Origin of the sequence: Intrasporangium oryzae NRRL B-24470 (assembly GCF_000576595.1) — a bacterium.
In the GTDB taxonomy this organism is placed as follows: domain Bacteria; phylum Actinomycetota; class Actinomycetes; order Actinomycetales; family Dermatophilaceae; genus Intrasporangium_C; species Intrasporangium_C oryzae.
This window is the reverse complement of record NZ_AWSA01000052.1, coordinates 1-23,070: the sequence shown is the minus strand read 5'-3', so window position 1 is coordinate 23,070 and position 23,070 is coordinate 1. Positions and strand designations below refer to the sequence as shown.

27 protein-coding genes are annotated in these 23,070 nt (G+C 71.8%); 15 read left to right on the top strand and 12 right to left on the bottom strand.

Going from position 1 to position 23,070, the window contains the following annotated elements; translation table 11 throughout:
• Nucleotides 1-90: 90 nt before the first annotated feature.
• Nucleotides 91-771: a hypothetical protein gene (locus tag N865_RS18045; RefSeq protein WP_157557768.1), complete on the top strand. Its 681-nt coding sequence runs from the start codon at nucleotides 91-93 to the stop codon at nucleotides 769-771.
• A 58-nt stretch (nucleotides 772-829) separates the two neighbouring features.
• Here N865_RS18045 and N865_RS18040 read toward each other — a convergent pair whose 3' ends face one another.
• The gene (locus N865_RS18040) at nucleotides 830-1,627 is read right to left on the bottom strand and encodes an alpha/beta hydrolase family protein (protein WP_034808999.1); all 798 of its coding nucleotides are present in this window, start codon (nucleotides 1,625-1,627) and stop codon (nucleotides 830-832) included.
• Nucleotides 1,628-1,751: 124 nt separating this feature from the next.
• Here N865_RS18040 and N865_RS22840 point away from each other — a divergent pair, with 124 nt between their 5' ends.
• From N865_RS22840 to N865_RS18025, 4 genes are all read left to right on the top strand, one after another.
• Nucleotides 1,752-1,907 carry a DUF4177 domain-containing protein gene (locus N865_RS22840; RefSeq protein WP_157557767.1) on the top strand — a complete coding sequence of 52 codons (156 nt, stop codon included), beginning with the start codon at nucleotides 1,752-1,754 and terminating at the stop codon, nucleotides 1,905-1,907.
• 6 nt (nucleotides 1,908-1,913) lie between these two features.
• Entirely contained in the window at nucleotides 1,914-2,378 is a 465-nt protein-coding gene (locus N865_RS18035) for a RidA family protein (RefSeq protein WP_034808969.1), read from the top strand.
• Between the two features lie 64 nt (nucleotides 2,379-2,442).
• Nucleotides 2,443-3,300 (top strand): NUDIX hydrolase, encoded by an 858-nt coding sequence (locus tag N865_RS18030; RefSeq protein ID WP_034808967.1) that lies wholly within the window; start codon nucleotides 2,443-2,445, stop codon nucleotides 3,298-3,300.
• Complete coding sequence (locus N865_RS18025) at nucleotides 3,297-4,094, top strand: MBL fold metallo-hydrolase (RefSeq protein ID WP_034808964.1); 798 nt, start codon at nucleotides 3,297-3,299, stop codon at nucleotides 4,092-4,094. Before N865_RS18030 ends, N865_RS18025 begins: the two co-directional genes overlap by 4 nt.
• A 67-nt stretch (nucleotides 4,095-4,161) precedes the next feature.
• Here N865_RS18025 and N865_RS18020 read toward each other — a convergent pair whose 3' ends face one another.
• On the bottom strand, nucleotides 4,162-4,839 hold the full coding sequence (locus N865_RS18020; protein WP_034808961.1) for a Crp/Fnr family transcriptional regulator: 678 nt from the start codon (nucleotides 4,837-4,839) through the stop codon (nucleotides 4,162-4,164).
• A gap of 266 nt (nucleotides 4,840-5,105) precedes the next feature.
• Between N865_RS18020 and nth the strand changes: the two genes are divergently transcribed.
• The 5 genes from nth (at nucleotide 5,106) to N865_RS17995 (ending at nucleotide 9,829) form a co-directional block, all read left to right on the top strand.
• Nucleotides 5,106-5,765: an endonuclease III gene (gene nth, locus N865_RS18015; RefSeq protein ID WP_051510968.1), complete on the top strand. Its 660-nt coding sequence runs from the start codon at nucleotides 5,106-5,108 to the stop codon at nucleotides 5,763-5,765.
• The gene (locus N865_RS18010) at nucleotides 5,762-6,505 is read left to right on the top strand and encodes an NUDIX hydrolase (RefSeq protein ID WP_051510962.1); all 744 of its coding nucleotides are present in this window, start codon (nucleotides 5,762-5,764) and stop codon (nucleotides 6,503-6,505) included. Before nth ends, N865_RS18010 begins: the two co-directional genes overlap by 4 nt.
• An 8-nt stretch (nucleotides 6,506-6,513) precedes the next feature.
• Nucleotides 6,514-7,704, top strand: coding sequence for a MarP family serine protease (locus tag N865_RS18005; protein WP_245603833.1), 1,191 nt, complete (start codon nucleotides 6,514-6,516; stop codon nucleotides 7,702-7,704).
• Nucleotides 7,705-8,020: 316 nt separating this feature from the next.
• Nucleotides 8,021-8,797 carry a GNAT family N-acetyltransferase gene (locus tag N865_RS18000; RefSeq protein WP_034808955.1) on the top strand — a complete coding sequence of 259 codons (777 nt, stop codon included), beginning with the start codon at nucleotides 8,021-8,023 and terminating at the stop codon, nucleotides 8,795-8,797.
• 48 nt (nucleotides 8,798-8,845) lie between these two features.
• Nucleotides 8,846-9,829, top strand: coding sequence for a CorA family divalent cation transporter (locus N865_RS17995; RefSeq protein ID WP_034808953.1), 984 nt, complete (start codon nucleotides 8,846-8,848; stop codon nucleotides 9,827-9,829).
• Between the two features lie 84 nt (nucleotides 9,830-9,913).
• Here the strand turns inward: N865_RS17995 and N865_RS17990 are convergent, their stop codons facing one another.
• From N865_RS17990 to N865_RS17975, 4 genes are read right to left on the bottom strand one after another with little or no spacing between them, the layout of a single operon-like run.
• Nucleotides 9,914-10,306 (bottom strand): universal stress protein, encoded by a 393-nt coding sequence (locus N865_RS17990; protein ID WP_034808952.1) that lies wholly within the window; start codon nucleotides 10,304-10,306, stop codon nucleotides 9,914-9,916.
• Nucleotides 10,303-11,901, bottom strand: a complete 1,599-nt coding sequence (locus tag N865_RS17985) for a tripartite tricarboxylate transporter permease (protein WP_051510960.1) — start codon at nucleotides 11,899-11,901, stop codon at nucleotides 10,303-10,305. The genes N865_RS17990 and N865_RS17985 overlap by 4 nt, the downstream gene beginning before the upstream one ends.
• Nucleotides 11,901-12,467 carry a tripartite tricarboxylate transporter TctB family protein gene (locus N865_RS17980; RefSeq protein WP_051510957.1) on the bottom strand — a complete coding sequence of 189 codons (567 nt, stop codon included), beginning with the start codon at nucleotides 12,465-12,467 and terminating at the stop codon, nucleotides 11,901-11,903. The genes N865_RS17985 and N865_RS17980 overlap by 1 nt, the downstream gene beginning before the upstream one ends.
• Before the next feature lie 2 nt (nucleotides 12,468-12,469).
• A complete protein-coding gene (locus N865_RS17975) occupies nucleotides 12,470-13,501 on the bottom strand; it encodes a Bug family tripartite tricarboxylate transporter substrate binding protein (RefSeq protein WP_034808950.1) in 1,032 nt (343 codons plus the stop codon).
• 83 nt (nucleotides 13,502-13,584) lie between these two features.
• Between N865_RS17975 and N865_RS17970 the strand changes: the two genes are divergently transcribed.
• Both N865_RS17970 and N865_RS17965 read left to right on the top strand, forming a co-directional pair.
• On the top strand, nucleotides 13,585-15,390 hold the full coding sequence (locus N865_RS17970) for a sensor histidine kinase (RefSeq protein ID WP_084328356.1): 1,806 nt from the start codon (nucleotides 13,585-13,587) through the stop codon (nucleotides 15,388-15,390).
• Nucleotides 15,387-16,061 (top strand): response regulator, encoded by a 675-nt coding sequence (locus N865_RS17965; RefSeq protein ID WP_034808948.1) that lies wholly within the window; start codon nucleotides 15,387-15,389, stop codon nucleotides 16,059-16,061. Before N865_RS17970 ends, N865_RS17965 begins: the two co-directional genes overlap by 4 nt.
• 71 nt (nucleotides 16,062-16,132) lie before the next feature.
• On the opposite strand, the gene N865_RS17960 is transcribed toward N865_RS17965, so the two are convergent.
• The gene (locus N865_RS17960; RefSeq protein ID WP_211244925.1) at nucleotides 16,133-16,516 is read right to left on the bottom strand and encodes a winged helix-turn-helix transcriptional regulator; all 384 of its coding nucleotides are present in this window, start codon (nucleotides 16,514-16,516) and stop codon (nucleotides 16,133-16,135) included.
• Complete coding sequence (locus N865_RS17955) at nucleotides 16,513-17,055, bottom strand: carboxymuconolactone decarboxylase family protein (RefSeq protein WP_211244924.1); 543 nt, start codon at nucleotides 17,053-17,055, stop codon at nucleotides 16,513-16,515. Before N865_RS17955 ends, N865_RS17960 begins: the two co-directional genes overlap by 4 nt.
• Before the next feature lie 174 nt (nucleotides 17,056-17,229).
• Between N865_RS17955 and rarD the strand changes: the two genes are divergently transcribed.
• Nucleotides 17,230-18,183, top strand: a complete 954-nt coding sequence (gene rarD / locus N865_RS17950; protein ID WP_051510954.1) for an EamA family transporter RarD — start codon at nucleotides 17,230-17,232, stop codon at nucleotides 18,181-18,183.
• A gap of 57 nt (nucleotides 18,184-18,240) precedes the next feature.
• Here the strand turns inward: rarD and N865_RS17945 are convergent, their stop codons facing one another.
• Nucleotides 18,241-18,918 carry a TetR/AcrR family transcriptional regulator gene (locus tag N865_RS17945; protein WP_084328355.1) on the bottom strand — a complete coding sequence of 226 codons (678 nt, stop codon included), beginning with the start codon at nucleotides 18,916-18,918 and terminating at the stop codon, nucleotides 18,241-18,243.
• Between the two features lie 107 nt (nucleotides 18,919-19,025).
• On the opposite strand from N865_RS17945, the gene N865_RS17940 reads away from it, so the two are divergent.
• On the top strand, nucleotides 19,026-19,586 hold the full coding sequence (locus N865_RS17940; RefSeq protein ID WP_034808942.1) for an OsmC family protein: 561 nt from the start codon (nucleotides 19,026-19,028) through the stop codon (nucleotides 19,584-19,586).
• A 51-nt stretch (nucleotides 19,587-19,637) separates the two neighbouring features.
• Here N865_RS17940 and N865_RS17935 read toward each other — a convergent pair whose 3' ends face one another.
• Both N865_RS17935 and N865_RS17930 read right to left on the bottom strand, forming a co-directional pair.
• A complete protein-coding gene (locus tag N865_RS17935) occupies nucleotides 19,638-20,168 on the bottom strand; it encodes a flavin reductase family protein (RefSeq protein ID WP_034808939.1) in 531 nt (176 codons plus the stop codon).
• Nucleotides 20,152-20,865: a winged helix-turn-helix transcriptional regulator gene (locus tag N865_RS17930; RefSeq protein WP_034808937.1), complete on the bottom strand. Its 714-nt coding sequence runs from the start codon at nucleotides 20,863-20,865 to the stop codon at nucleotides 20,152-20,154. Before N865_RS17930 ends, N865_RS17935 begins: the two co-directional genes overlap by 17 nt.
• 110 nt (nucleotides 20,866-20,975) lie before the next feature.
• On the opposite strand from N865_RS17930, the gene N865_RS17925 reads away from it, so the two are divergent.
• The gene (locus tag N865_RS17925) at nucleotides 20,976-22,142 is read left to right on the top strand and encodes an acyl-CoA dehydrogenase family protein (protein ID WP_034808934.1); all 1,167 of its coding nucleotides are present in this window, start codon (nucleotides 20,976-20,978) and stop codon (nucleotides 22,140-22,142) included.
• A gap of 190 nt (nucleotides 22,143-22,332) precedes the next feature.
• On the opposite strand, the gene N865_RS23095 is transcribed toward N865_RS17925, so the two are convergent.
• A partial coding sequence (locus N865_RS23095; protein WP_034808932.1) for a PxKF domain-containing protein occupies nucleotides 22,333-23,070 on the bottom strand: 738 nt, incomplete at its 5' end.

Below are 23,070 nucleotides of genomic sequence, written 5' to 3'. Positions count from 1 at the left end.
GTGTCCCCACCCCCGAGCCGACGACGGCCGCGTCCACAGGTCCGGGCACAACGTGGGGCAGGCATGCGGGCTGAGCCTCACGCTGGCACGGTGAGAGGACCGGAGCGGCGACGAGCGGCGCGCGCGGTTGCCGCCGACCACGACGGTGTCGTGTCGCGCCGCCTGCTCGCCCACGCCGGCATCGGTTGGGCCGACGTGGCCGCCGAGGTCCGGGCGGAGCGGTGGGTCCGACACGGTCGACAGACCGTGGCCGTCCACACGGGGCCGCTGACCCCGCTCGCCCAGTGGTGGCGCGCCGTCTGGGAGGTGGGGCACGGCATTGCGGCGCTCGACGGCGTCACCGCGTTGCTCGCCGCGGGCCTGACGGGCTACGACGAGCAGCTGGTCCACGTCTCGATCGTCCACCACCATCGGGTGGCTCCGGTCGAGGGCGTGCGACAGCACACGATCACCAGGCGTCGGCCGGACGAGGTCATCCGGGCCGGGGTCCCGCGCGTCCGGCCGGCTGTGGCCGCGATTCGGGCTGCGCACTGGGCGGCGAGCGATCGGCAGGCCGCCCTCATCCTCGTCCTGACCGTCCAGCAACGGCTCGCGACCCCGGCCGCCCTCGAGGACGTGTCGAAGGTGGTGCGCGGCCGGCGACGGCGTGCCCTCGTGCAGAGGGTGCTCCGGCACCTGCGCCACGGAGCGCAAACCCTCGGCGAGGTCGAGCCGGAGGCCCTCATAGAACAGGTGGAGGCGGCGCTGCGCCTCACGTCGGCCGGCGGTTGATGTGAAGTGCCGGGCTGGCAGGCCTGGGGGTCACAGCAACCCACGACGTAGGAGGAGGTCAGGGCACGAGGGAGCGGACGGCCGCGACGACCCGGGCGAACGCCGGCTGCTCCGGGTCGATGAGCGAGAAGTGCCCGGCGGCCGGGACCACCTCCACCGACACGTCGCCGCCGGCCGCCCTGGCGCGAGCCACGTAGGCGTCCGCCACCGACGCGGGCACGACGTCGTCCTCGCTCGCGTTGACGAGCCGGACCGGCACCCGGGGCGGCAACGAGGTCATCGGGTCGGCGAGGTCCCAGGCCGCGCGGTCGGAGGCCGGGTCGCCCGCGAAGGAACGCACGGCCCCCGCTCCGAGGTCCATCCGGTCCGCGGCGTGCAGGTCGACGACCCCGGCGAGCGAGACGACCCCGGCCAGCCGCAGGGCAGGGTCGCTAGACCACTGCTGACCGGCCGCCCAGGCCACGAGCTGGCCCCCCGCCGAGTGCCCGACGAGGACGACCGGTCCCGGCAGCTGCGGGTCACGAGCGACCGCCGCCACCACCGCGCGCACGTCGTCGAGGGTCCCGGGAACCCCGCCACCCGGCATACCGGCTCGTCGGTACTCCGCGACCGCCACGTGGAAGCCTGCGTCGGCGAAGGCCTGCGCTTCGGGCCCGGCGTGGGTCCGGTCGTACTCGGGCCGCCAGAACCCGCCGTGGACGACGACGACGGTCGCCCCGACCGGCGTCACGCCGGGAGGCGGGAGCCGCACGTCGTAGACCTGGGCGGGGTCCGGGCCGTAGGACCGCGTGGCAGCCGGTGGCGGGCTCGGCCGGGAGAGGACGTCCTCGGACTGTGGGTCTGGCGCGGTCGTCACGGGCGCGACGCTAGCAGCGGCCCGGCCGGGCGTCGCGGCGCCGTGGGCCGCCGAGGTCCCGGCCACGGTCGGTGCCGGGGCGCACGCGGTGAGGGCCGGCGCGCCACTGAGTAGGGTGAGGGCCATGACCACGTGGGAGTACCTCACCGCACCGCTGCTGATCCACAACACGAAGCAGATCCTCGACAACTTCGGAGCCGACGGCTGGGAGCTCGTCCAGATCGTGCCCGGCCCCGACGGGACGAGCCTCGTCGCCTACTTCAAGCGTCCGAAGGGCTGAGCGCCGATGTCCGCCGTCGAAGACCGCCTGTCCGAGCTCGGCCTCACCGTACCCGAGCTCGTCCCACCCGTCGCTGCCTACGTCCCCGTCGTCCGTGACGGCAACCTCGTGTTCACCTCCGGCCAGCTCCCCATGGTCTCGGGCGCGCTCGCGGCCACCGGCAAGGTCGGGGCCGAGGTCGACGCCGACACCGCGAAGGGCCTCGCCGAGACGTGCGCGCTCAACGCGATCGCGGCGATCAAGTCCGAGGTCGGCGACCTCGACAAGGTCGCCCAAGTCGTCAAGGTCGTCGGCTTCGTCGCCTCCGACCCGAGCTTCACCGGCCAGCCGGGTGTCATCAACGGCGCGAGCGAGCTGCTCGTCAAGGCCTTCGGTGACCGTGGCGTCCACGCGCGCTCGGCGGTCGGCGTCGCCGCCCTGCCGCTCGACGCGCCCGTCGAGGTCGAGGTCATCGTCTCGGTCGCCGACTGACCACCCGAGTGATCACCCGAATGACCGCCCGAATGACCACCAGGCCGACACGCTGAGACCGACCGTGAGCCGCCTCTTCCCCCTCACCACCACGCCCGGCATCGCCGACGCGGCCCTGCGCTGGCTGGCCGGGGAGCGCTGGGAGGAGGCGGCCCCACGGCGGGCCAGCACGGTCATGCTCGTGCGCGACGGTGACGCGGGTACGGAGGTCTTCCTCCTGCGCCGCGTGTCGCAGATGGCGTTCGCGCCGAGCACGATGGTCTTTCCGGGGGGCGGCGTCGACCCGCGCGATGCCGACCCGGAGCTGCCGTGGAGCGGCCCGAGCCCCACCGAGTGGGCGGCTCGTCTCGGTTGCGCGACGCCCGAGGCGCAGACGTACGTCGCCGCCGCGGTCCGCGAGGTCTTCGAGGAGTGCGGCGTCCTCCTCGCGAGCACGACCCCCGACGGCCCGCTCGCCGACGTGAGCGACCCGTCGTGGCGCGGAGTCCGTGAGCGGCTCGTCGACCGCGACCTCTCGCTGGCGGAGGTTCTTCTCGAGCACGGCCTGTACCTCCGGTCGGACCTCATCGTGGCCAAGGCGCACTGGCTCACCCCCGTGTTCGAGCCGCGACGGTTCGACACCTGGTTCTTCGCGGCCCTCATGCCGGGGCACCAGGTCGCCGACGGCGCGACGAGCGAGGCCGACCACGCCGCGTGGTTCGCCCCCACCGCGCTCCTCGAGGCGTATGCCGCCGGGTCGGCCTCGATGCTCCCGCCGACCGTGATCTGCGTGGAGGCGGTCCGCGACGCCCCGAGCGCGGCCGAGTTCGTCGCCCACAGCGCCGACCTGCCGCTCGTCATGCCGGAGGTCGTCGACACCCCGGACGGGCCGGCGATGCGCATCGTCGAGTACGGGCCGTCCGGCGAGGAGGTGATCCCGTGAACGGAGCGCGCCCCGACCCCGAGTGGGCGGGAGGCCTCGTCAGCGAGCGGGCCCTCTGCGTCCTCTGCCCCAACCCGTCGCCGATGACCCTCGACGGGACGAACACGTGGGTGCTGGCCGAGCCCGGGTCCGACGAGGTCGTCGTCGTCGACCCCGGCCCCCTCGACGAGGGGCACCTGCGGACGGTGCTCGACCATGTCGCCGACTCGGGCCGCCGCGTCTCCCTCACGCTGCTGACCCACGGCCACCTCGACCACGCCGAGAGCGCCGACCGGTTCCACGAGCTCACGGGGGCGCCGGTCAGGGCGTTCGGTCGCGGCCACGACGACATCCGGCCCAACGAGCTCATCACCGTCGGCGGCCTCGAGGTCCTCGCCGTGGAGACGCCCGGTCACACGAGCGACTCGTTCTCCTTCGTGCTGCCGGGCGACAACACGCTCCTCACCGGCGACACGGTCCTCGGGCGTGGCACGACCGTCGTCGCCTGGCCCGACGGCGACCTCGAGTCCTACCTCGCCTCCCTCGACCGCATTGAGGGGCTCACGCAGGCAGGCACGGTGACGAGCATCCTGCCCGGCCACGGTCCGTTCGTCGCCGACGCGGCCGCGACCGTCACCTTCTACCTCCGGCACCGGGCCGAGCGGCTCGAGCAGGTCCGGGCCGCGGTCGCCGAAGGGGCCCACACGGCATACGACGTCGTCGAGCGCGTCTACGCGGACGTGCCGCGCAGCGTGTGGCCCGCGGCGGAGCAGTCGGTGCAGGCCCAGCTCGACTACCTGCGCACCCACCCCTGAGAGCGGCCTCAGCGCGCTGTGATGTGAGACGCCGGGCAGGGCCCCGCGTGGTTCACCTCAAACCAAGTCAGCGGGCGCGACGCTTGAGCCGCTCGACGTCCTGGAGCAGCACGGCCCGGGCCTCGAGGCGGAGCCAGCCGCGCGTCGCGAAGTCGGCGAGCGCCTTGTTGACCGTCTCGCGCGAGGCGCCGACGAGCTGAGCGAGCTCTTCCTGCGTGAGGTCGTGGGAGACGAGGATGCCGCCCTCGACGGGCCGGCCGAACCGCTCCGACAGGTCGAGCAGGGCCTTGGCGACCCGGCCGGGGACGTCGGTGAAGACGAGGTCGGCGAGGTGTGCGTTGGTGCGGCGCAGGCGCTGGGCGAGCGCGGCGAGGAGGGCCTTGGACACCTCGGGCCGGCCCGAGAGCAACCCCGTCAGGGACTCGTTGCCAAGGCCGAGCAGCTGGGTCTCGGCGACGGCCGTGGCCGTCATCGTGCGCGGGCCCGGGTCGAAGAGGCTGAGCTCGCCGAACATCTCGCCCGGACCAAGGATGGCGACGAGGTTCTCCCGGCCGTCGGGGCTCGTACGGCCGAGCTTGATCTTTCCCTCGGCGATGACGTAGAGCGTGTCGCCACGGTCACCCTCGTGGAAGAGGACGTCGCCGCGCTCCATGCGGGACCGGCTCATCTCGGCCTGCAGGGCCGTCGCCGCTTCGTCGTCGAGTGCCTTGAACAGAGGGGCGCGCCTGACCACATCGAGATCCACGGGGTCAGTGTGCCACGTCACGTATGCCGCTGGGCCCGGTCCCGCGGTACCCGTCGCGGGTGCGGGGTCTGCGGCAGGTGTGCCCGTGGTGGGCATCGGGTGTGGCTCGGGTGGGGATCGGGTGGGGATCGGCTGGGAACAAAGGGGGCACGGAGGTCACTCGCGGGCGGGACACAGCCGTCCGGCATACAGTGTCGTCTGTGTCAGCCAGCGCCACGGTGAGCCGCGACGAGAGCCCGGTCGCGCTCACTCGGCGTGCCCGCAAGATGTACCGGTCGCTCCACGAGCGCTACCCCTACGCGCACTGCGAGCTCGACTTCACGACGCCGCTCGAGCTGCTCGTCGCGACGATCCTGTCGGCGCAGACCACCGACGTGGGGGTCAACAAGGTGACGCCGATCCTCTTCGCGAAGTACCGCACGGCTGCCGACTATGCCGGTGCCGACCGCGTCGAGATGGAGACGATCGTCCAGCCGACCGGCTTCTACCGCGCCAAGACCGACTCCCTCATCAAGCTCGGGGCGGCCCTCGTCGAGCGCTTCGACGGCGAGGTGCCGCCGCGGCTCAAGGACCTCGTCACGCTGCCCGGCGTCGGGCGCAAGACCGCCAACGTCGTGCTCGGCAACGCGTTCGACATCCCGGGCATCACCGTCGACACGCACTTCGGCCGGCTCGTGCGCCGCTTCGGCTGGACCGAGGAGGACGACCCGGTCAAGGTCGAGCACGAGATCGGCCGGCTCTTCATGCGCAAGGACTGGACGATGCTCAGCCACGTCGTCATCTTCCATGGCCGCAGGACCTGCCACGCCAAGAAGCCGGCCTGCGGCGCCTGCCCGATCGCGCGCTGGTGCCCGTCGTACGGCATCGGCGAGACCGACCCGGTCAAGGCCGCCAAGCTCCTCAAGTTCGAGTTGGCCCCGAAGTGACGAGAGTGGTCAGCGGCATCGCGTATGCCGGCACGTCGGGTTCCATCGACCCGTCCCCGACGCTCGGGGACGGGGCCCTGCCGCGGCCGGCCTGGATCGACGAGCTCGCCGACCGGCTCGAGAAGGTCGCGCCCGAGTGGTTCTCGCGCTTCATGCCTCCGGAGGAGGGCGGACGCGAGTCGGCGGTCCTCATCCTCTTCGGCCCGCCGCCCGCAGGGGCCGCCGACGACGGCGAGCACGTCGTGCTCATCGAGCGCTCGCACACGATGCGCACCCAGCCGGCGCAGATCGCCTTCCCGGGGGGCTCCCGCGACCCGGAGGACCCCGACCTCGTCGCGACCGCGCTGCGTGAGGCTGAGGAGGAGACCGGAGTCGACCCCGCCGGCGTCGACGTGGTGGCCCAGCTGCCCTCGCTCTTCCTCGCGCCGGCGCAGTTCGTCGTCGCGCCGGTGCTCGGCTGGTGGGCGAAGCCCTCGCCGATCGGGGTCCGTGACCCGGCCGAGGTGCACGACGTGCTCTCGGTTCCGGTCTCGCACCTCGTCGAGCCGTCGTCGCGCTTCTCCGTGACGCACCCCTCCGGCTATGTCGGCCCGGGATTCGACCTCGACCACCTGTTCCTGTGGGGGTTCACGGCCGGACTGCTCAGCAGCGTGCTCGAGCTCGGCGGTGTCGCACGGGAGTGGGACGACTCGGTGCAGCGCCCGCTCCCCGAGCGTTACCTCGTCGGGCGGCGAGGATGAGTGGTGGCGTGCTGATCGACCTCGCAATCCTGCTCGTGCTCGGCGCGTATGCAGCGTCCGGCTACCGGCAGGGGCTCATCTCGAGCGTCTTCTCCCTCCTCGGGTTCTTCGCGGGGGCGATGCTCGCCGTCTGGCAGCTGCCCAACCTCCTCGCACGCTGGCCCGCCGTGGCGGATGACACCCGCACGCGCGTCGTGGTCCTCGTCCTCGGGGTCGTCCTCCTCGGGTGGCTCGGCCAGTACCTCGGGCACCTCGCGGGGGGAGCCGTCCGCAAGCGGGTCGAGCTGCCGTCTCTTCGTCAGGCCGACTCCGTCCTCGGGGCGATCGTCGTGACGCTCGCGGCCGCGGTCATCGTGTGGTTCCTCGGTGGGTCGCTGCGCACCGTCGTGAGTCCGCCTCTCGCCAAGGCGATGTCGGAGTCGAAGGTGCTCCAGGCGGTCAACGCCGTCGTCCCGGAGCAGACCGGTGAGATATTCGCCGGGTTCCGGGGTTTCCTGTCGAGCCAAGGGTTCCCGCAGGTCTTCGGGGGTCTCGCGCCCGAGCCGATCAGGCCGGTCCAGACGCCCGACCCGGCCATCGCCACGTCAGGCGCCATCGAGCAGGCTCGGCGCTCGGTCGTCAAGGTCACGACGCGTTCGGAACGGTGCGACCGCGGCCAGGAGGGCACCGGCTGGGTGCTCAGCCCCGGGCGCGTCGTCACCAACGCCCACGTCGTCGCCGGGTCCGAGGTCGTCCGCGTCCAGGGTCGCGGGCAGCTGCTCGCGGGGCGGGTCGTCGTCTTCGACCCCGACCGCGACCTGGCGATCATCAGCGTTCCCGGGCTCGAGGCGCCGCCCCTGCAGCTCGGGGAGGACCTCGGTCGGGGCGACTCGGCTGCGGTGCCTGGCTACCCGCTCGACGGCCCGTACACCGTCGTGGCCGCCCGGGTCCGGTCGCTCCTCGACGCTCGCGGCCTCGACATCTACGGCAAGGACCGCGTCGTCCGCGAGATCTACTCGCTCAACACCAAGGTCCAGCCGGGCAACTCCGGCGGTCCGCTCCTCGACGACCGTGGCCGAGTGGTCGGGGTGGTCTTCGCGAAGTCCCTCGAGGACGACCGCACGGGATACGCCTTGACCCTGAACGAGGCCAAGCCGGTGCTCGAACAGTCGCCGTCAGCCGGCCGCGCCGTCGACACCGGCGCCTGCCTCGCCGGCTGACCCCGGCTGACCCCGACCCGCACGACTTCTTCGCCCGGGCGGGGTTGTTGTGGTGATTCGGCGGGTTTGGCCGGATCTCTTTCGCCGGGGCGGGGTTGTTGTGGTGTGTCGCGCCGGGGAGCCCAGCTTGTCCGCCGGGGCGGGGTTGTTGTGGTGATTCGGCGGGCTTGGCCGGATCTTCTTCGCCCGGGCGGGGTTGGTGTGGTCGGGGGGCAGCGGCATACCGATGACGTATGCCGCTCGGCTGGGTCCGCGCCCACCCCGGGGTTCCGGCGAAGCGGCCCGAGGGGGTGACCCGGCTGCCTAGGGTGGATGGATGCGGATCGACTCGCTCGGCCTCACGACCGACCTCGCGATCCTGGAGCTGCAGGGTTCGACGGTGGTCGACCACGGCGACCATCTCGTCGTCCGCACCGAGGCGAACCCGACCTTCTGGTGGGGCAACTTCCTGCTGCTCCCCGCCGACGTGCCCCGCGACGAGATCCCCCGCTGGGTGGAACGGTTCGAGGCGGAGCTGCCGGGGGCCCGGCACCGGGCGTTCGGGTTCGTCTCGGCGGAGGGCGACCACAGCGGGTGGGTGGACCTCGGGTATGCCGTCGAGACCGACGTCACGCTCGTGTCCGGCTCGGTGCCCTCGGCAAGCCCCCTCTCCGGCGGCCTCGAGATCCGGACTCTCGAGAGCGGCGAAGACTGGTACCAGTCGGCCATCGTCGGCGGCAGCGGCGTCCCCGACGACGAACGGGACGACCGCCTGGTCTTCGAGACACGGCGCGCCCGGTCCCAACGGGGACTCGTCGAGGGTGGTCACGCCCGGTGGTTCGGGGCGTTCGCCGGGAACCGGCTCGTCGGCAGCCTCGGTATCGTCCGGCTCGGGTCGGTGGCCCGCTACCAGGACGTCATCACCCTGCCCGAGTTCCGCCGCCGGGGGATCGCCGGTGCGCTGGTCCGGGTCGCCGGTGAGTGGGCACTGGCCCAGCCCGGCGTCGAGCGGCTCGTCATCGTGGCTGAGGAGGGCGGCCCCGCGATCGGGCTCTACAGCCGTGCGGGCTTCGTCGAGTCCTCGCGCCATGCCGGGGCGAGCCGGGCACCCTGACCGCGCCTGATCTGGACACGAGGTCTCAGGAACCGAGACGCTTGGCCCATGCAGGTCTCGTTCGTCACCGGTGACGGGATCACCGACCACCCCAGCGCCGAGGTGGAGGGGCTGCTCCAGCGCGCGGACGGCTTCGTCTGGCTCGACGTGCCCGAGTACGACGCGGACGCCGACGCGCTGCTCGCCGGACCGTTCCGTGCCCACGCCCTGGTCCGGCAGGCCTGTGCCGAGCGCAACTTCGTGCCGACCGTCCATGCCTACGAGCACCAGCTCTTCGTCATCCTCCACGCGCCCCTCGCGGGTGAGGGCGGGCACGTCCACGTCCTCGAGCTCGACCTCATCGTCGGTGAGCGCTACCTGGTCACGGTGCACGGGCCGCGCAACCCGGTCGTGCGGGAGGAGGCCGCGACCGAGGAGACCCGGGCCGTCCGGGCGCGCATCGAGGCGGGTCGGCTCCGACCGGCGACCGCGAACGACCTCGCCTACGCCATCGCCTCGGCGCTCGCCCGTCGGCAGAGTGCCGCGGTCCGTGCGGTGGCCAACCGCCTGCCCGCCCTGGAGGCGAAGGTCATGGCAGCCGACTTCCACCGGCCGGAGGAGCTGCTCGAGGAGCTCTTCCTCCTGCGCCACGAGCTCATGACGTCACGGACCATGGCGGCCCAGGCCCACGACATCCAGGCGCGCGTCGCCTCGCTCGAGCGGTTCGTGCCGGACGAGACGCGGCGCCATGCGAGGGACCTGGCCGAGCAGTTCGACCGGGTGCGCGGGCTCGCGGACGGCGAGGTCCAGTTCCTCGTCGGCGTCATCGACCTCTACCAGACCCGCGTCACGACGAAGATGACCGTCGCGATGGAGCGCCTCGCGGTCATCGCCGCGATCACGCTGCCCGTCACCGCGATCGCGTCCATCTACGGCATGAACCTCATCGGCAACGAGGGCACCGATCCGGTGCATCTCACCATCGTCCTGGCGGTGATGACGGCGATCAGCCTGTGGCTGCTGCGCTGGGCCCGGCGCCAGGGTTGGTGGTGACGCGCCCACGGACCGTACCCGGGGCCGCCTCCGTCCGGGACGGAGGCGGCCCGTCGATCGTGCCTCGGGCGTATGCCGCTGGGCTCAGTCCGCCTTGACGGCGAGCACCGGGCAGGTTGCGTCGAGGAGCAGGCGCTGGGCCGTCGACCCGAGGAGGAGCTTGCCGACCGGGCTCCGGTGCCGGATCCCGATGACGAGCATCCGGGGCCGTTCGGTCTCGATGGCATCGAGGATCTGGTCGGCCGGGTCCGTGCCGTGCTCGATGCGCCGGACCTCGTGGGGGACGCCCGACTCCGAGAGCTCCTCGTCGAGCCGACCGAGGTCGGCCTCGGGCGCACGGTGTGCGTCGACGAGCTTGTCGTCGCGGGACATGTTGATGACGAGGACGGACTCGTCGTGCGCCTTCGCCTCGGCGATGGCGGCCGTCAGGGCGGCCTCGCCCTGGGGGGTGGGGATGTAGCCGACGAGGATCGTCATGGCGTGACCTCCGTGCTCGTGGGTGAAGCGGACCGGTCGGCTCCCGCGCCACCGACACCACCGCCGGCGCCACCTCCAGCGTCGGGACCGTCGTCCGGACCGCCCGACCGGGCGGACCAGGCGCGCTGGGCGAGCCTACCGAGCGGCCAGAGCAGCACGACCGCGATGATCGCGTAGCAGACCCACGCCACCGGACCGCCGACGAGGCCGCCCAGCTCGCCGCCGCTCAGCTGGAGCGACCGGCGGCCCTGCAGCTCGGCGAGCGGGCCGAGGATGACCCCGATGATGAGCGGCAGCACGGGCAGGCCGAACCTGCGCAGCCCGAAGCCGAGCAACCCGAGCGCGAGCAGGAGGAAGAGGTCGAACGGCTGGGCGTTGACGGCATACGCGCCCATCGACGCGAAGAAGAGGATCCCCGCGTAGAGGTAGGGCCGCGGGATCTGGAGGAGCTTGGCCCAGGCGGGGGCGAGTGGGAGGTTGAGGACGAGGAGCATCGTGTTGCCGATGAAGAGGCTCGCGATGAGCGTCCAGACGAGAACGGGCTGCTTCTCCATGAGCAGGGGTCCGGGCTCGAGGCCGTAGCCCTGGAGCGCGGCGAGCATGATCGCGGCCGTCGCGTTCGTCGGCAGCCCGAGGGCGAGCATCGGGACGAGTGTGCCCGCCGCCGAGGCGTTGTTGGCGGCCTCGGGGCCGGCGACGCCCTCGATGGCGCCGTGCCCGAACTCCTCGGGTCGCTTCGCGAGCTTGCGCTCGGTCATGTAGGACAGGAACGTGGGGATCTCGGCGCCGCCCGCCGGCAGGGCGCCGAACGGGAACCCGTATGCCGTCCCGCGCAGCCACGGCTTCCACGAGCGCTTCCAGTCCTCCCGGCCCATCCACGGCCGGCCGACGGGGATGACCTCGGCGGCCTTGCGCCGGAGGTGGGCCGCGACCCAGAGCGCCTCGCCGACGGCGAAGATGCCGACCGCGACGACGACGACGTCGATGCCGTCGGCGAGCTGCGCGACGCCGTAGGTCATCCGCTGCTGGCCGGTGACACGGTCGATACCGATGACGCCGATGGCGAGGCCGATGAGCAGGGCGGCGAACCCGCGGATCCGCGAGCTGCCGAGGACGGCGCTCGCGCCAACGAAGGCGACGAGCATGATCGCGAAGTACTCCGGCGCGCCGAGGCTGACGGCGAACGAGACGACCTGCGGCATGACGAGGACGAGCAGGAGGGTGCCGATCGTGCCGGCGATGAAGGAGCCGATGGCGGAGGTCGCGAGCGCTTGGGCGGCGCGCCCGGCCTTGGCCATCTTGTTGCCCTCGATGGCCGTGACGACCGAGGCCGACTCGCCGGGCGTGTTGAGCAGGATCGAGGTCGTCGAGCCGCCGTACATCCCGCCGTAGAAGATGCCGGCGAAGAGGATGAGCGCCTGGGTCGGCTCGAGACCGTACGTCACGGGCAGGAGCAGGGCGACGGTCATCGCGGGGCCGATGCCGGGCAGGACGCCGACGGCCGTGCCGATCGTGACGCCGAGGAGCGCGATGAGCAGGTTCATCGGCGTCAGGACGTGCCCGAAGCCGTCGAGGAGGTTCTGGAGGTTGTCCATCAGAGGATCCCTTGGAGGATGCCGGCGGGCAGGTTGACCCCGAGCCCGATGGCGAAGGCGTAGAACGTGGCGAGCGCCAGCGCGAGGCCGAACACGAGCCCGCGCACGTGGTGGCGGTTGCCGAGGGCGTATGCCGACCCGGCGAAGAGGACCGTCCCGCTGATGACCCAGCCGAGCGGCTCGATGAGCACGGCGTTGAGCAGGAAGAAGAGGGCGAGCAGGGCGAGGGTCTTCCAGTCGGAGGGTGCCGTCAGGTCGACGTCCTCACCCTCCTCGGCCGCGCCCACGCCGCCACGGGCGACGTCGACGGCGTAGAGGACGGCGGTGAGGAGCAGGAGGACGCCGAGGATGACGGGCACCGGGCGCGGGCCGACGGGGTCGTTGCTGCTCGTCGCGTGCCCGATCCGGGTCGCGTCGAGCAGGAGCAGCGTGCCGAGGAGGGCGAGGCCCGCGCACAGTCCGTACTGTGCGCGGTCCCCGCTCGCCTTCTCGGGCACCCGGTCCGTCGCGCTGTCGACGACGGTGTCCCCCACGGTGTCGTGGGTGTCGGGGGTGCGGTCCGACATGGTCAGCCGGCCAGCCCGAGGGTGGTGAGGACCTCGGCGACGGCCTGGTCCTGGGCCTTGAGGAAGGTGCCGAAGTCGTCTCCGGTCACGAAGGCGTCGGTCCACCCGCGCTTGGCCATCTCGTCCTTCCACCCCTGCGAGGCGTGCATCTTCGTCAGCGCGTCGATCCACGTCTGCTTGTCGGCGGCGGAGATGCCGGGAGGGGCGACGATGCCGCGCCAGTTGGTGAAGACGAGGTCGATGCCGGACTCCTTGAGGGTCGGGACGTCCGGGAGGGCGGGGATGCGCTGCTCGCTCGTCACCGCGAGGATCTTCACCTGGCCGGCCTTGACCTGGTCCATGAACTCGCCGAAGCCGCTCGCGCCGAACGCGATCTTGTTGCCGATGAGAGCGGGCAGGAGCTCGCCGCCGCCGTCGAAGCCGATGTAGCTGACCTGCTTCGGGTCGATGCCGACGGCCTTGGCGAGCTGCATGGGCAGGAGGTGGTCGGGGCCGCCCGGCGAGGAGCCGCCGCCGACGTTGACCTTCTTCGGGTCCTGCTTCCAGGCCGCGACGAGGGCGGTGATGTCGGGGTAGGGGGAGTCCTTCGGCACGACGATCGCGCCGGCCTCCTCGATGAGCTTGGCGATCGGGGTCGTGTCGTTGAGCGTGGCGGCGCTCTTCTGCGTGTAGGCCGCGCCGACGACGCCGAGGCCCATCTGCATGGCGAGCTTGCCGTTGCCCTTCTCGTTGACGGTGCGCTGGAGGCCGACCGTGCCGCCGGCGCCGGGGAGGTTGAAGACCTGGATGCTGCCGGTGATCTTCGCCGTCTCCATGACCTTGGCCGCGGTGCGGGCGGTCGTGTCGTAGCCGCCGCCCGGGGAGTTGGGGACCATGATCTGGAGGTTGGAGGCGGGCGCTGCGCCGGCTGCGGCGGCGGTCGAGTCGGTGTCCTTGGCGGCGGTGGCGCCGCACGCGGTGAGGGTGAGGGCGGCGACGGCGAGGGTTGCGCCGACCAGGACGGTCGGGCGCGGAGTGCTCGTGCGAGTGCTCATCGTTGAGGTCTCTTTCGCATTCTGTGGGGCGGAACGGCATGATCGTGCCCGCGCCACGACGCGGTGTCGCCCTTGTGTCAGCAATGAAGGTTGAGTTCGTTTTGGTCAAGCAGAGAGTGCGCCGGTTGACCCTCGCGGGCCAGCTCCTCGTCGCCCAGCTCGTCATCCTGCTGACCGTGCTCGTCGCTGTCGCGCTCGTTTCGCTCGCTCAGTCGGAGGCCACCTTCACCCGCACGGAGGGGCGCCGCGTCTTCGCCATCGCCGAGCAGGTCGCGAGCATCCCCATCGTCCGGGCCGAGATGAAGCCGGGCGCCGTCGTCAACGCGACGCCCGCCGTCGTCCAGTCCACCGTGACGCAGTATGCCGTGACGATCGTCTCGATCGCCGACCCCTCCGGCGTCGTCCGGGTCTCCTCGGACCCGACCCTCGACGACACGAGGCTGCCGATCGGGTCGCCGAAGGTGGCCGCGGGCGCGAGCTGGACCGGTCCGATGGACGTCGGCGGGGAGCGGATGCTCGTCGCCCAGACGCCGGTGCTCTTCGCGCCGACCTCGTCGGACGACGCGGGCGCACCGCATGTCGGGGCGCACATCGGCACGGTCATGGTGGCCGTGCGGATGCCCTCGGTCGTCGACCGCCTGCTCGGTGCCTCGTCCTACCTGCTCACCTACCTCGGCCTGGCCCTGCTCCTCGGCGGGATCGGGTCGTGGCTCCTCGCGCGCTGGATCAAGCGCCAGACGCTCGGCCTCGAGCCGAGCGAGATCACCGGCCTCGCCGAGAGCCGCGAGGCGATGCTCTTCGGCCTCGCCGAGGGAGTCCTCGCGCTCGACACGGCCAACCGGATCACGCTCGTCAACAACGTCGCGCGGCGCCTGCTCGACCTGCCGGAGCACGCCGTCGGGATGCGGATCGGCGACCTCAACCTCGGGCCCCGCCTCCGCGACGTTCTGCTCGGGGTGGGGGACGAGACGGCGGTCGGCGGCGACGGGAGCGAGCCCAGCGGCATACGGCCGGAGACGCCCCGGGACCAGGTCGTCCTGCGCCGCGGACGCGTCCTCGTCATGAACCGGATGGAGGTCCGCAAGGACGGGCGAGCCCTCGGCTCGGTGACCACGCTCCGCGACCGGACCGAGCTCGCCGCGCTCGAGCGCGAGATCGGGTCGTTCCGGAGCACGACCGAGCTGCTCCGGGCCCAGGCGCACGAGTTCGCCAACCAGCTCCACACGATCTCGGGGCTCATCCAGCTCGGCGAGCACGACGAGGTCGTGCGCTTCGTCGACTCCGTGAGCGAGCACCGCGCGCAGCTCGACCTCACCGTCTCGCGGCGGATCCGCGACACGGCCGTCTGCGCCCTCGTCATGGCGAAGGCGGCGCAGGCGACGGAGCGGCGGGTCGAGCTGCGGATCTCCGACGACACGGCACTCGGCGCGATCGCCCCCAAAGACTCCGCCGACGTCGCAGCCGTCGTCGGCAACCTCGTCGACAACGCCATCGACGCTGCCGCGAGCGCTCCTGCTCGTCCGGCCGGCGACACGTGGGTCGAGCTGACGATCCGCCAGGACGCGAGCACGGTCGAGGTCATCGTCTCCGACTCCGGACCCGGCGTGGCGCCCGAGCTCGCCACGGAGGTCTTCACCCACGGGTTCACGACGAAGGCCGCGCAGGCGGGGGAGCGCGGCATCGGGCTCGCACTGACCCGGCTCATCTGCCAGCGGCGCGGCGGCGAGGTCGACGTGGCGAACACCCCCGAGGGCGCGCGGTTCGCCGCCCGGCTGACGGTCGACACCGTCGCGACGCTCGAGCCGGCTGAGTCGCCCGAGCCGGCTGAGTCGCCCGAGCCGGCCGAGGGCGTCGACCCGGCCGATGCCGTGGCCGAGGCCGTCCGATGACCCGCGTGCTCGTCGTCGACGACGACTTCATGGTCGCGCGCATCCACCGCGGCTTCGTCGACCGGGTGGCCGGGTTCGAGGTCGTCGGGACCGCGCAGACGGGCGCCGAGGCGGAGTCCCTGGTCGCCGAGCTGCGGCCCGACCTCGTCCTGCTCGACCTGTACCTGCCCGACCGCTTCGGCCTCGACGTCGTCGCCCGCCTGCGCGCTGCCGGCGAGACGTGCGACGTCCTCGTCATCACGGCCGCCAAGGAGGCCGACTCGGTCCGCGCGGCCGTGCGCCACGGCGTCGTGGGGTATCTCCTCAAGCCCTTCACGTTCGCCGACCTCGAGCTCCGCCTCCAGGCGTATGCCGCCGAGCGGGCTCGCTCGCTGAGCGGTGACGACCTGACGCAGGCTGAGATCGACGCGGCCTTCACGCCTCCCGGAGTGGCGCGGCCCGCCACGGTCACGCTTCCGAAGGGGCTGTCGGCCGAGACCGCCGAGGCTGTCGAACGGGCGCTGCGTGACAGCGCAGCGACGATGTCGGCCACGGAATGCGCTGAGGCCGTGGGGATCTCGCGGGTGAGCGCTCGCCGCTACCTCGAGCACTTCGTCACGGCGGGAAGGGTCGAGGTGTCCCTCCGGTACGGCGCGACGGGACGGCCCGAGCGGCGGTACCGCTCGAACTGAGGCTGGGCGGGTGTCCTGCCGGAGCGGCCGCCCAAGGGACACGTCAGGGCCCAGCTGGTGGTGGCAACCGGTCAGGGGAGGGCCTGGTCGGCGCGCTCGGCCCACCGGTCGGCCCAGGCGTTCATCGTCTGGAGCGACGCGACGAGGAACCGGCCCTCCTCGGTGAGGCGGTAGCCCTGCTCGGACCGCTCGATGATGCCGGCCGCCGTGAGCTCGGCGAGACGCGAGCTGAGGACGCTCGACGACGCGCCGCCGCACGCCGCCTGGAGGGCGCGGAAGCTCGGGGCGGGTCGGTCCCGCAGCTCCCAGAGGACGCGGAGCGCCCACCGGCGGCCGAGGAGGTCGAGCAGGACCATGATCGGTCGTCCCGACGCCGACGAGGGGACCGGCCGGCCGGGGGTGGGAAGGTCGCGGGGGGGCACCCCCTCAGGGGTGGGCAGGTCGGGGCCGCTCATCTGGATGCCTCGGCCACGGCGGCGAGGGTCGGCGTGCCAGGCTCCTGCGGGAGCCGGGTCACCCGGGTCACGAAGCTGATCGCGTGATACCAGCCGGTCAGGAGCAGCAGGTCGATCGCGCCCTCCTCCCCGACGGCGGAGACGAGGTCAGCCCACTCGGCGTCGTCGAGGTCGTGGCGGTCGACGAGGGCGTCGACGGCGCGCAGGACCGCGCGGTCGCCCGGGTCCCTCCAGCAGGCGTCGTCGGGGTCGCCGTGCGCGGTGGAGACGGCCTGCTCGGGGCTGAGCCCGACCTTGTCGGCGAACGCTGCCACGTGGACACCCCACTCGTAGCTGCTGCCGCACCGGGCCGTTGTCCGGTCGATGACGAGCTCTCGATGCCGAATCGACAGGGACAGCTGACGCGACAGGTAGTAGCGGCCCCAGCCGTGGATCGCGTGGGCGCGCTCGGGCTTGCGGGCGAACAGCCGGAAGACGTCCAGCGGCGGGCCGAGGACGTCGAGCGCCTCCGCGGTGGCCGGGTCGAAGGGCGCTTCCACCGGAGCGACTCGAGGTTGATGCTTTTGATTCAGAAGCATGCCAGCAGGCTAAGCCCTCGACCGGCATCGACGGAAGAGGCCCAAACACGCTGTTCAGGGACACTTTCTGTACTTCCGCCGGGACTCTGGTCAGCCTAAGGTCTGCGCCATGCTTCGAAAAAGAGAGCACCTGTCATGAGGACCCGTCAAGCCGGCACCCTCGTCCTCGGCGCCTACGTCCTGTGGGGCTTCTCGCCCCTCTACTGGCTCTACCTGCGACCCGGGAGCCTCGTGGAGATCGTCGCGCACCGGGCCATCTGGTCCGTCGCCGCCGCCGTGGCCGCCGTGGTCGTCATGCGGCGCCTGCCCCAGCTGAGGCACCTCCTGCTCGACCGCCGGCTCCGGTGGCTGCTCGTCCTGTCGGGCACTGCCCTGCTCGTCAACTGGCTCGTCTTCATGGGCGCAGCCGACCGGGGCGAGGAGGTCGACATCAGCCTGGGGTACTTCATCAACCCGCTCCTCACCGTCGTCATCGGGCGCTTCGTCCTGCGTGAGGCCGTGCGGCCCTGGCAGTGGTGGGCCTTCTGGGGCGCCGCCGTGGGCACAGTGGTGCTGACCGTCGATGCACGGACGCTCCCGGTGACGGGCTTCGGTCTCGCACTGTCGTGGGCGGCATACGGGCTGGTGAAGAAGAAGGCCGCCGTCGGCGCCGTCGAGTCGCTCGCCTTCGAGACGGCGCTGATGGCACCCCTCGCCCTCGGCTACCTCGTCGTGATCGGCGCGCGGGGGGAGGGCCACTTCACGAGTGCCGGTCCGGTTCATGCCGTGCTGCTCATCGGCAGCGGCCTCGTCACCATCCTGCCGCTCCTGCTCTTCAGCGCGGGTGCGCCACGGATGCCGATGGTGGCGCTCGGACCGATCCAGTACGTCGGGCCGTCGATCCAGTTCGTCATCGGGGTCCTGTTCCTGCACAACGAGATGACCACCGGCCGCTGGATCGGCTTCGGGTTCATCTGGGCGTCCCTGGCCGTCTTCGCCGCCGACGGCATCCGGACCGCGCGTGCTGCTCGATCCAGCGTGCCCACCTCTTCCGACCGCGAGGACGCCCAACCCGTCGAGACGGGCGCCCACCAGGTCCGGGTGGGGTAGGCGTACCGCGGCTCGGTGCACCGACCGCACCACAGGCGCACGCCGTGGTCCCAGCCTTCAGGCGTCGCGGCCCGTCTTCGGCTCCCTCGAGGCGCTTCTGGGCCTCAGCGGCAGCCCCAACCGTCGAAGGGCTGCCTCGTACGCGAGGTCCAGAACGCCGGGGTCGTCGTTGAGGACGAACTTGAGGTCGGCGCCGAGCAGGAGGGCGTGCAGCTCGAAGGCCAGTCGAGCCGGGTCCTCGTCCTCGGGGAGCTCATGCTGCTCGATGGCGGTGACGGCGAAGGACTGCAGCAACGACGTGAAGTCCGACTGGATGGCGGCGAGGCGGTCCTTGACCGGGCCGGGCCTGGCTCCCAGCTCGAGCGATGTGGCCGCGAAGAAGCAGCCTCCGGGGAAGACGCGGCGACCGACGTAGCTGCAGAAGGCATCACAGGCGGCCGCGAGCTGGGCCACCCCCGCGGGGGCCGCGAGAGCCGGCTCAACCACCTCCTCGAACAGGATCTTCTCGGCCTCCGCCACGGTGGCGAGCTGGAGCTCCTCCTTGGACCCGAAGTGGGCGTAAAGGCCGCTCTTGCTCATGCCGATGGCCGTGGCGAGGGTCCCGATCGACAGGCCGTCGAGCCCGTGCACGGTCGCCAACGAGGCTGCCGCGCGCAGGATCGCCGCCCGGGTGCGCTCCCCGTCGGCACGTCGCTGCCGCTGTCTACGGCCGGACTCCGCGGTTGTGGTTTCCATGTTGACAACTTAGCACGACCGTTCGTACTTTCTAGTTAGTACGAACGATCGTGCTAACTCTGGGGCTACAGACCTGGACCCAGCGAAACGACACAAAGGAGACTGCAATGCCTGCCACCCATACCGTCAACGGCGTCGACCTCGAGCGCCTTTCCGCCACGATCAGCGCCGTCACGGCCGAGCCGTCGTTGGCCCGGTTCGAGTTCCGCGCCGGGAACCAGTGGCTCGACGGCGGCCACAGCCGCACCACGATCAAGGGTTTCTACGGCGTCGGGCAGGAGGACACGACGCGCACCGAGGCCTTCACCGTGGAGGCCGACGAGCCCCTCGTGCTCCTGGGCCGAAACCAGGCGCCGAATGCCGGCGAGTACCTGCTGCAGGCCCTTGCCGCCTGCGTCACCGGCACGGTCGTCTACCACGCTGCCGCTCGCGGCATCACGCTGGACGGCCTGGAGTGCACCGTTCACGGCGACGTGGACCTGCAGGGCTTCCTCGACCTCGACGAAGGGGTGCGGCCCGGCTTCGAGAAGATCCGGGTGACCATGACCGCCACCGGGGACTTCGACGACGAGCAGCTTGCCGAGCTCGCCAGTCTGGCGCGGTTCTCGCCGGTGCGTGACAGCGTCAGCAGGCCGGTGCCGGTCTCCGTCGACATGGTCCGCGGGTAACCGCTCGTGCCAGGGACGGACCGGCCGACCGGCCTCGCTGGGCCGCTGCACTCACCCGGCGCGGCTCTCCGGCTCGGTCGCGTGCGGACGGTGCGTCCCGAAGACCCGGTCGTGGTACGTCAGGGGCCGGCCCATGCCGCGCTCCGCGGTGACCACGTCGCCGATCAGGACGACGTGGTCACCCGCCGCGACCCGCTCACGCACCGTGAGGACGATCCACGCGTGCGTGCCGTCCAGCCGTGGCACACCGTCGACGAGGCTCCACTCGACACCCGCGAACCGGTCCTCGTCGCGACGGGCGAACGTGAGGGCGATCGCCTCCTGCGTCGAGCCGAGGACGTTGACCCCCACCCTCGAGCCGACCGTCAGCACGGAGAGCAGGTGGCTGGAGCGCTGGAGCGCGATCGTCATCAGGGGCGGCCTCATGGAGAGGGAGTCGAACGCGGACACGGTGGTCCCGCTCGGGACGCCCCCGGCATACGTCGTGACGACGGAGACGGGCGCGGCGACGTGTCCCATGGCGCGACGGAAGTCGCGCTCGAGCCGCTCGGCACTGCTGCCGAGCTCAGCCGGCTGACTCATGGCGGCTCCTCCGGGCTCGCTCCGAGCGTTCGCGCGCGGCGTCGGCCCACGGGCTCCACAGGAACCACGTCGGGACCGCGCGGGTGACCTGCGGCAGTCCCTGGACCTCGATGTCGCCCGCGAGGACCGCCTGCCGCCATCCCCGAACGCCCTGGAAGACCTCCGCGAAGGTGGCCGTCGTGGCGCTGGCCACGACGTCGGTCTCGAACCCGGGGTGCTTCACGCAGACGGACGACGTGCCCCGGTCCAGCAGGAGCCACACCGTCTCGGAGGGCTCGCGGAAGCGGAACTCAATGACGGTCCGATGGGGTGGAAAGTTCCTGGGCTCGGTCCGCAGGTGCATCCACCACATGAGGGTCGTCGGCGGGACGGTGTGCGGCTTCATGCCCTCGTAGAGCCACTCGATCGCCCATCGGCCGAGGGCGTCGATGACCTCCTCGAGCTCACGCCCCGCCTGGGTGAGGTGGTACTCGTGGCCCCGACCGCTCGGGGCCGGCCACGTCTCGACCACCCCTCGACGCTCCAGGTGGCGAAGCCGCTGCACGAGCAGCGTCCGAGAGATGCCGGGAAGGGACCGGGCGATCTCGTTGAACCGGGTGCTCCCGAGGAGCAGCTCGCGCACGATGAGGGGCGTCCAGCGGTCGGCGACAACCTCCGTCGCCATGTTCACAGGGCAGTAGTCGCCGTATTCAGCCATGCCCACCAGCCTCGGGGACGCAGCCCGGCATGGTGAAGTGCAGGATCTGGACCACATCGGTCGCGATTCGGCACTGGATGAGAGGCGGCCCGGCGCCGGACCGTTGAGGCATGACAGCAACCACCACACTCACCCACCAGCCTGACTCATCCTCCAAGAGGGCCTCTCTCGTCGAGCGGGCAGCGGCGATCGGACCGCTCCTCGCGCAGAACGCGGCCCGGCACGACGCCGAGGGAACCTTCGTCACGGAGTCCTACGAGGCGCTCGGCGAGGCCGGCCTCCTCAAGGCCGCCGTCCCGATCGAGCTCGGGGGCGACGGCGCCACGATCGCCGATCTCGCGGCGCTCCAGCGCGAGCTCGGACACCACTGCGGCGCAACGGCGCTCGCCAGCTCGATGCACCAGCACGTCACGGCGTTCACCGCGTGGCGCTACCGCCGCAACCTGCCGGGTGCCGAGGCCACGCTCCGGAGGATCGCCCAGGACGGGATCGTCCTCGTGTCGACGGGCGGCGGCGACTACACCCACCCCAGCGGGACCGCGCGCAAGGTCGACGGCGGGTATGTCGTCTCGGGCCGCAAGCGGTTCGCCAGCCAGTCCGCTTCCGGCACGGTCGCCTCGACGATGTTCACGTACGACTCCCCGGACCAGGGGACGCGCGTGCTCAACGTCGCAGTGCCGCTCGCGGGCGAGGGGGTGAGCGTCGTCTCCACCTGGAACAGCCTCGGGATGCGCGGCACGGCGAGCGACGACCTCCTCTTCGAGGACGTGTTCGTTCCCGACGAGCGAGTGCTCGCGAACCGACCCCACGGTGTCGTCGACGGACCCTTGCAGGTGATCTCCTCGATCGCCTTCCCGATCGTCGCCGCCGCCTACCTCGGTGTGGCCGAGGCGGCCTACGAGGCGGCGCTCGCCGCGGCCGCCGGCAGGGCCCAGAGCGTCGTCGTCCAGCGCCAGCTGGGGCTCATGAAGCACAAGCTGCAGGTCGCGTCGTGGGCACTCGACGGCGCCCTCGAGGCGGTCGGCGACGACCCCACGCCCGACCCCGGCACCGTCCTCGCGGTCATGATCGCCAAGAGCGAGGTCGCACGAGCCGGGATCGAGGTGTGCGACCTCGCGATGGACGTCGTCGGCGGGTCCGGCTACTACAAGGGCTCGGTCGTCGAGCGGTGCTACCGCGACATCCGGGCAGCCAAGTTCCATCCCCTCGACCCCGAGACGACGCTCGTCGAGACGGGGCGGCACGCCCTCGGCGTGCCCGGCGTCTTCGGCGGCTGACGCAGCCAGCGAGCCCGAGTGACAACGCATGGGCCGGGTGCCTCCTCCGAAGCACCCGGCCCACGTATGTTCACTTCCGAGTCACCGGCAGCCGTTTCAGGTGTATGCCGCCCAGCGGGTCTGCCTCACCGGTGACGTGGGCGTCGGCCGCCCCTGCTCCGAGCGGGGCCGGCCGACGCGGCGTCCACCGCTACTTGAGCTTGAACTGGGCCTTGACCGTGCTCTTGTCCTGCGTCGTCATCGTGACCAGGTAGCAGGTACCGGGCTTCTTCGGGGTCTGCCAGTTCTGGACGAACTGTCCGGCCGTCGTGTCGTAACGCAGACTCGTCCCGCCCGTCGTCGTGAACTCGATGTCGTCCACGGGGGCCGACGTCTGGCAGGCGATCATGGTGGCGGTGAACGAGGTGACGATGGACGTGCTCGTCAGCTCGACCCCGTCGCGGAAGACCTCGAACTTGAGGGGAACCGTCGACCCGTTCTTGACGGTGTTGAGCGTGGTCCCCATGTCGACGGGCTGGTAGAAGCCGCTGGGGGTCCAGGACCCGATCGTGAAGGTCCCTGACCCGGTGCTGGCCAGGTGGTTGGCGTCGCCCGTGTACGTGCCCGTGGCGGTGGCCGTTCCGACCTCGACGTTGTGCGCGTAGCTGACCGGCGCGCTCGTGTCGAGGCCACCGACTCCCTTGGCCCTCGCCGTGCAGGGCTCGATCGGCGATCCGGTGAAGGTGACGCTGGAGGGGTTGCAGGTCACGGTGACCTGCGACGGCGCCTTGTCGATCGTGAAGGTGGCCGACCCGTCGCCGCCCAGGTGGTTGCTGTCGCCGGCGTAGCTGGCGGTGGCGGTGGCGGTGCCGGCGTCGGTGTTCTTGTCGTAGGTGACGGTCAGGGCCTGCTTGAGTCCCCCTGCGCCGGTGACCTCGGCCGTGCACGG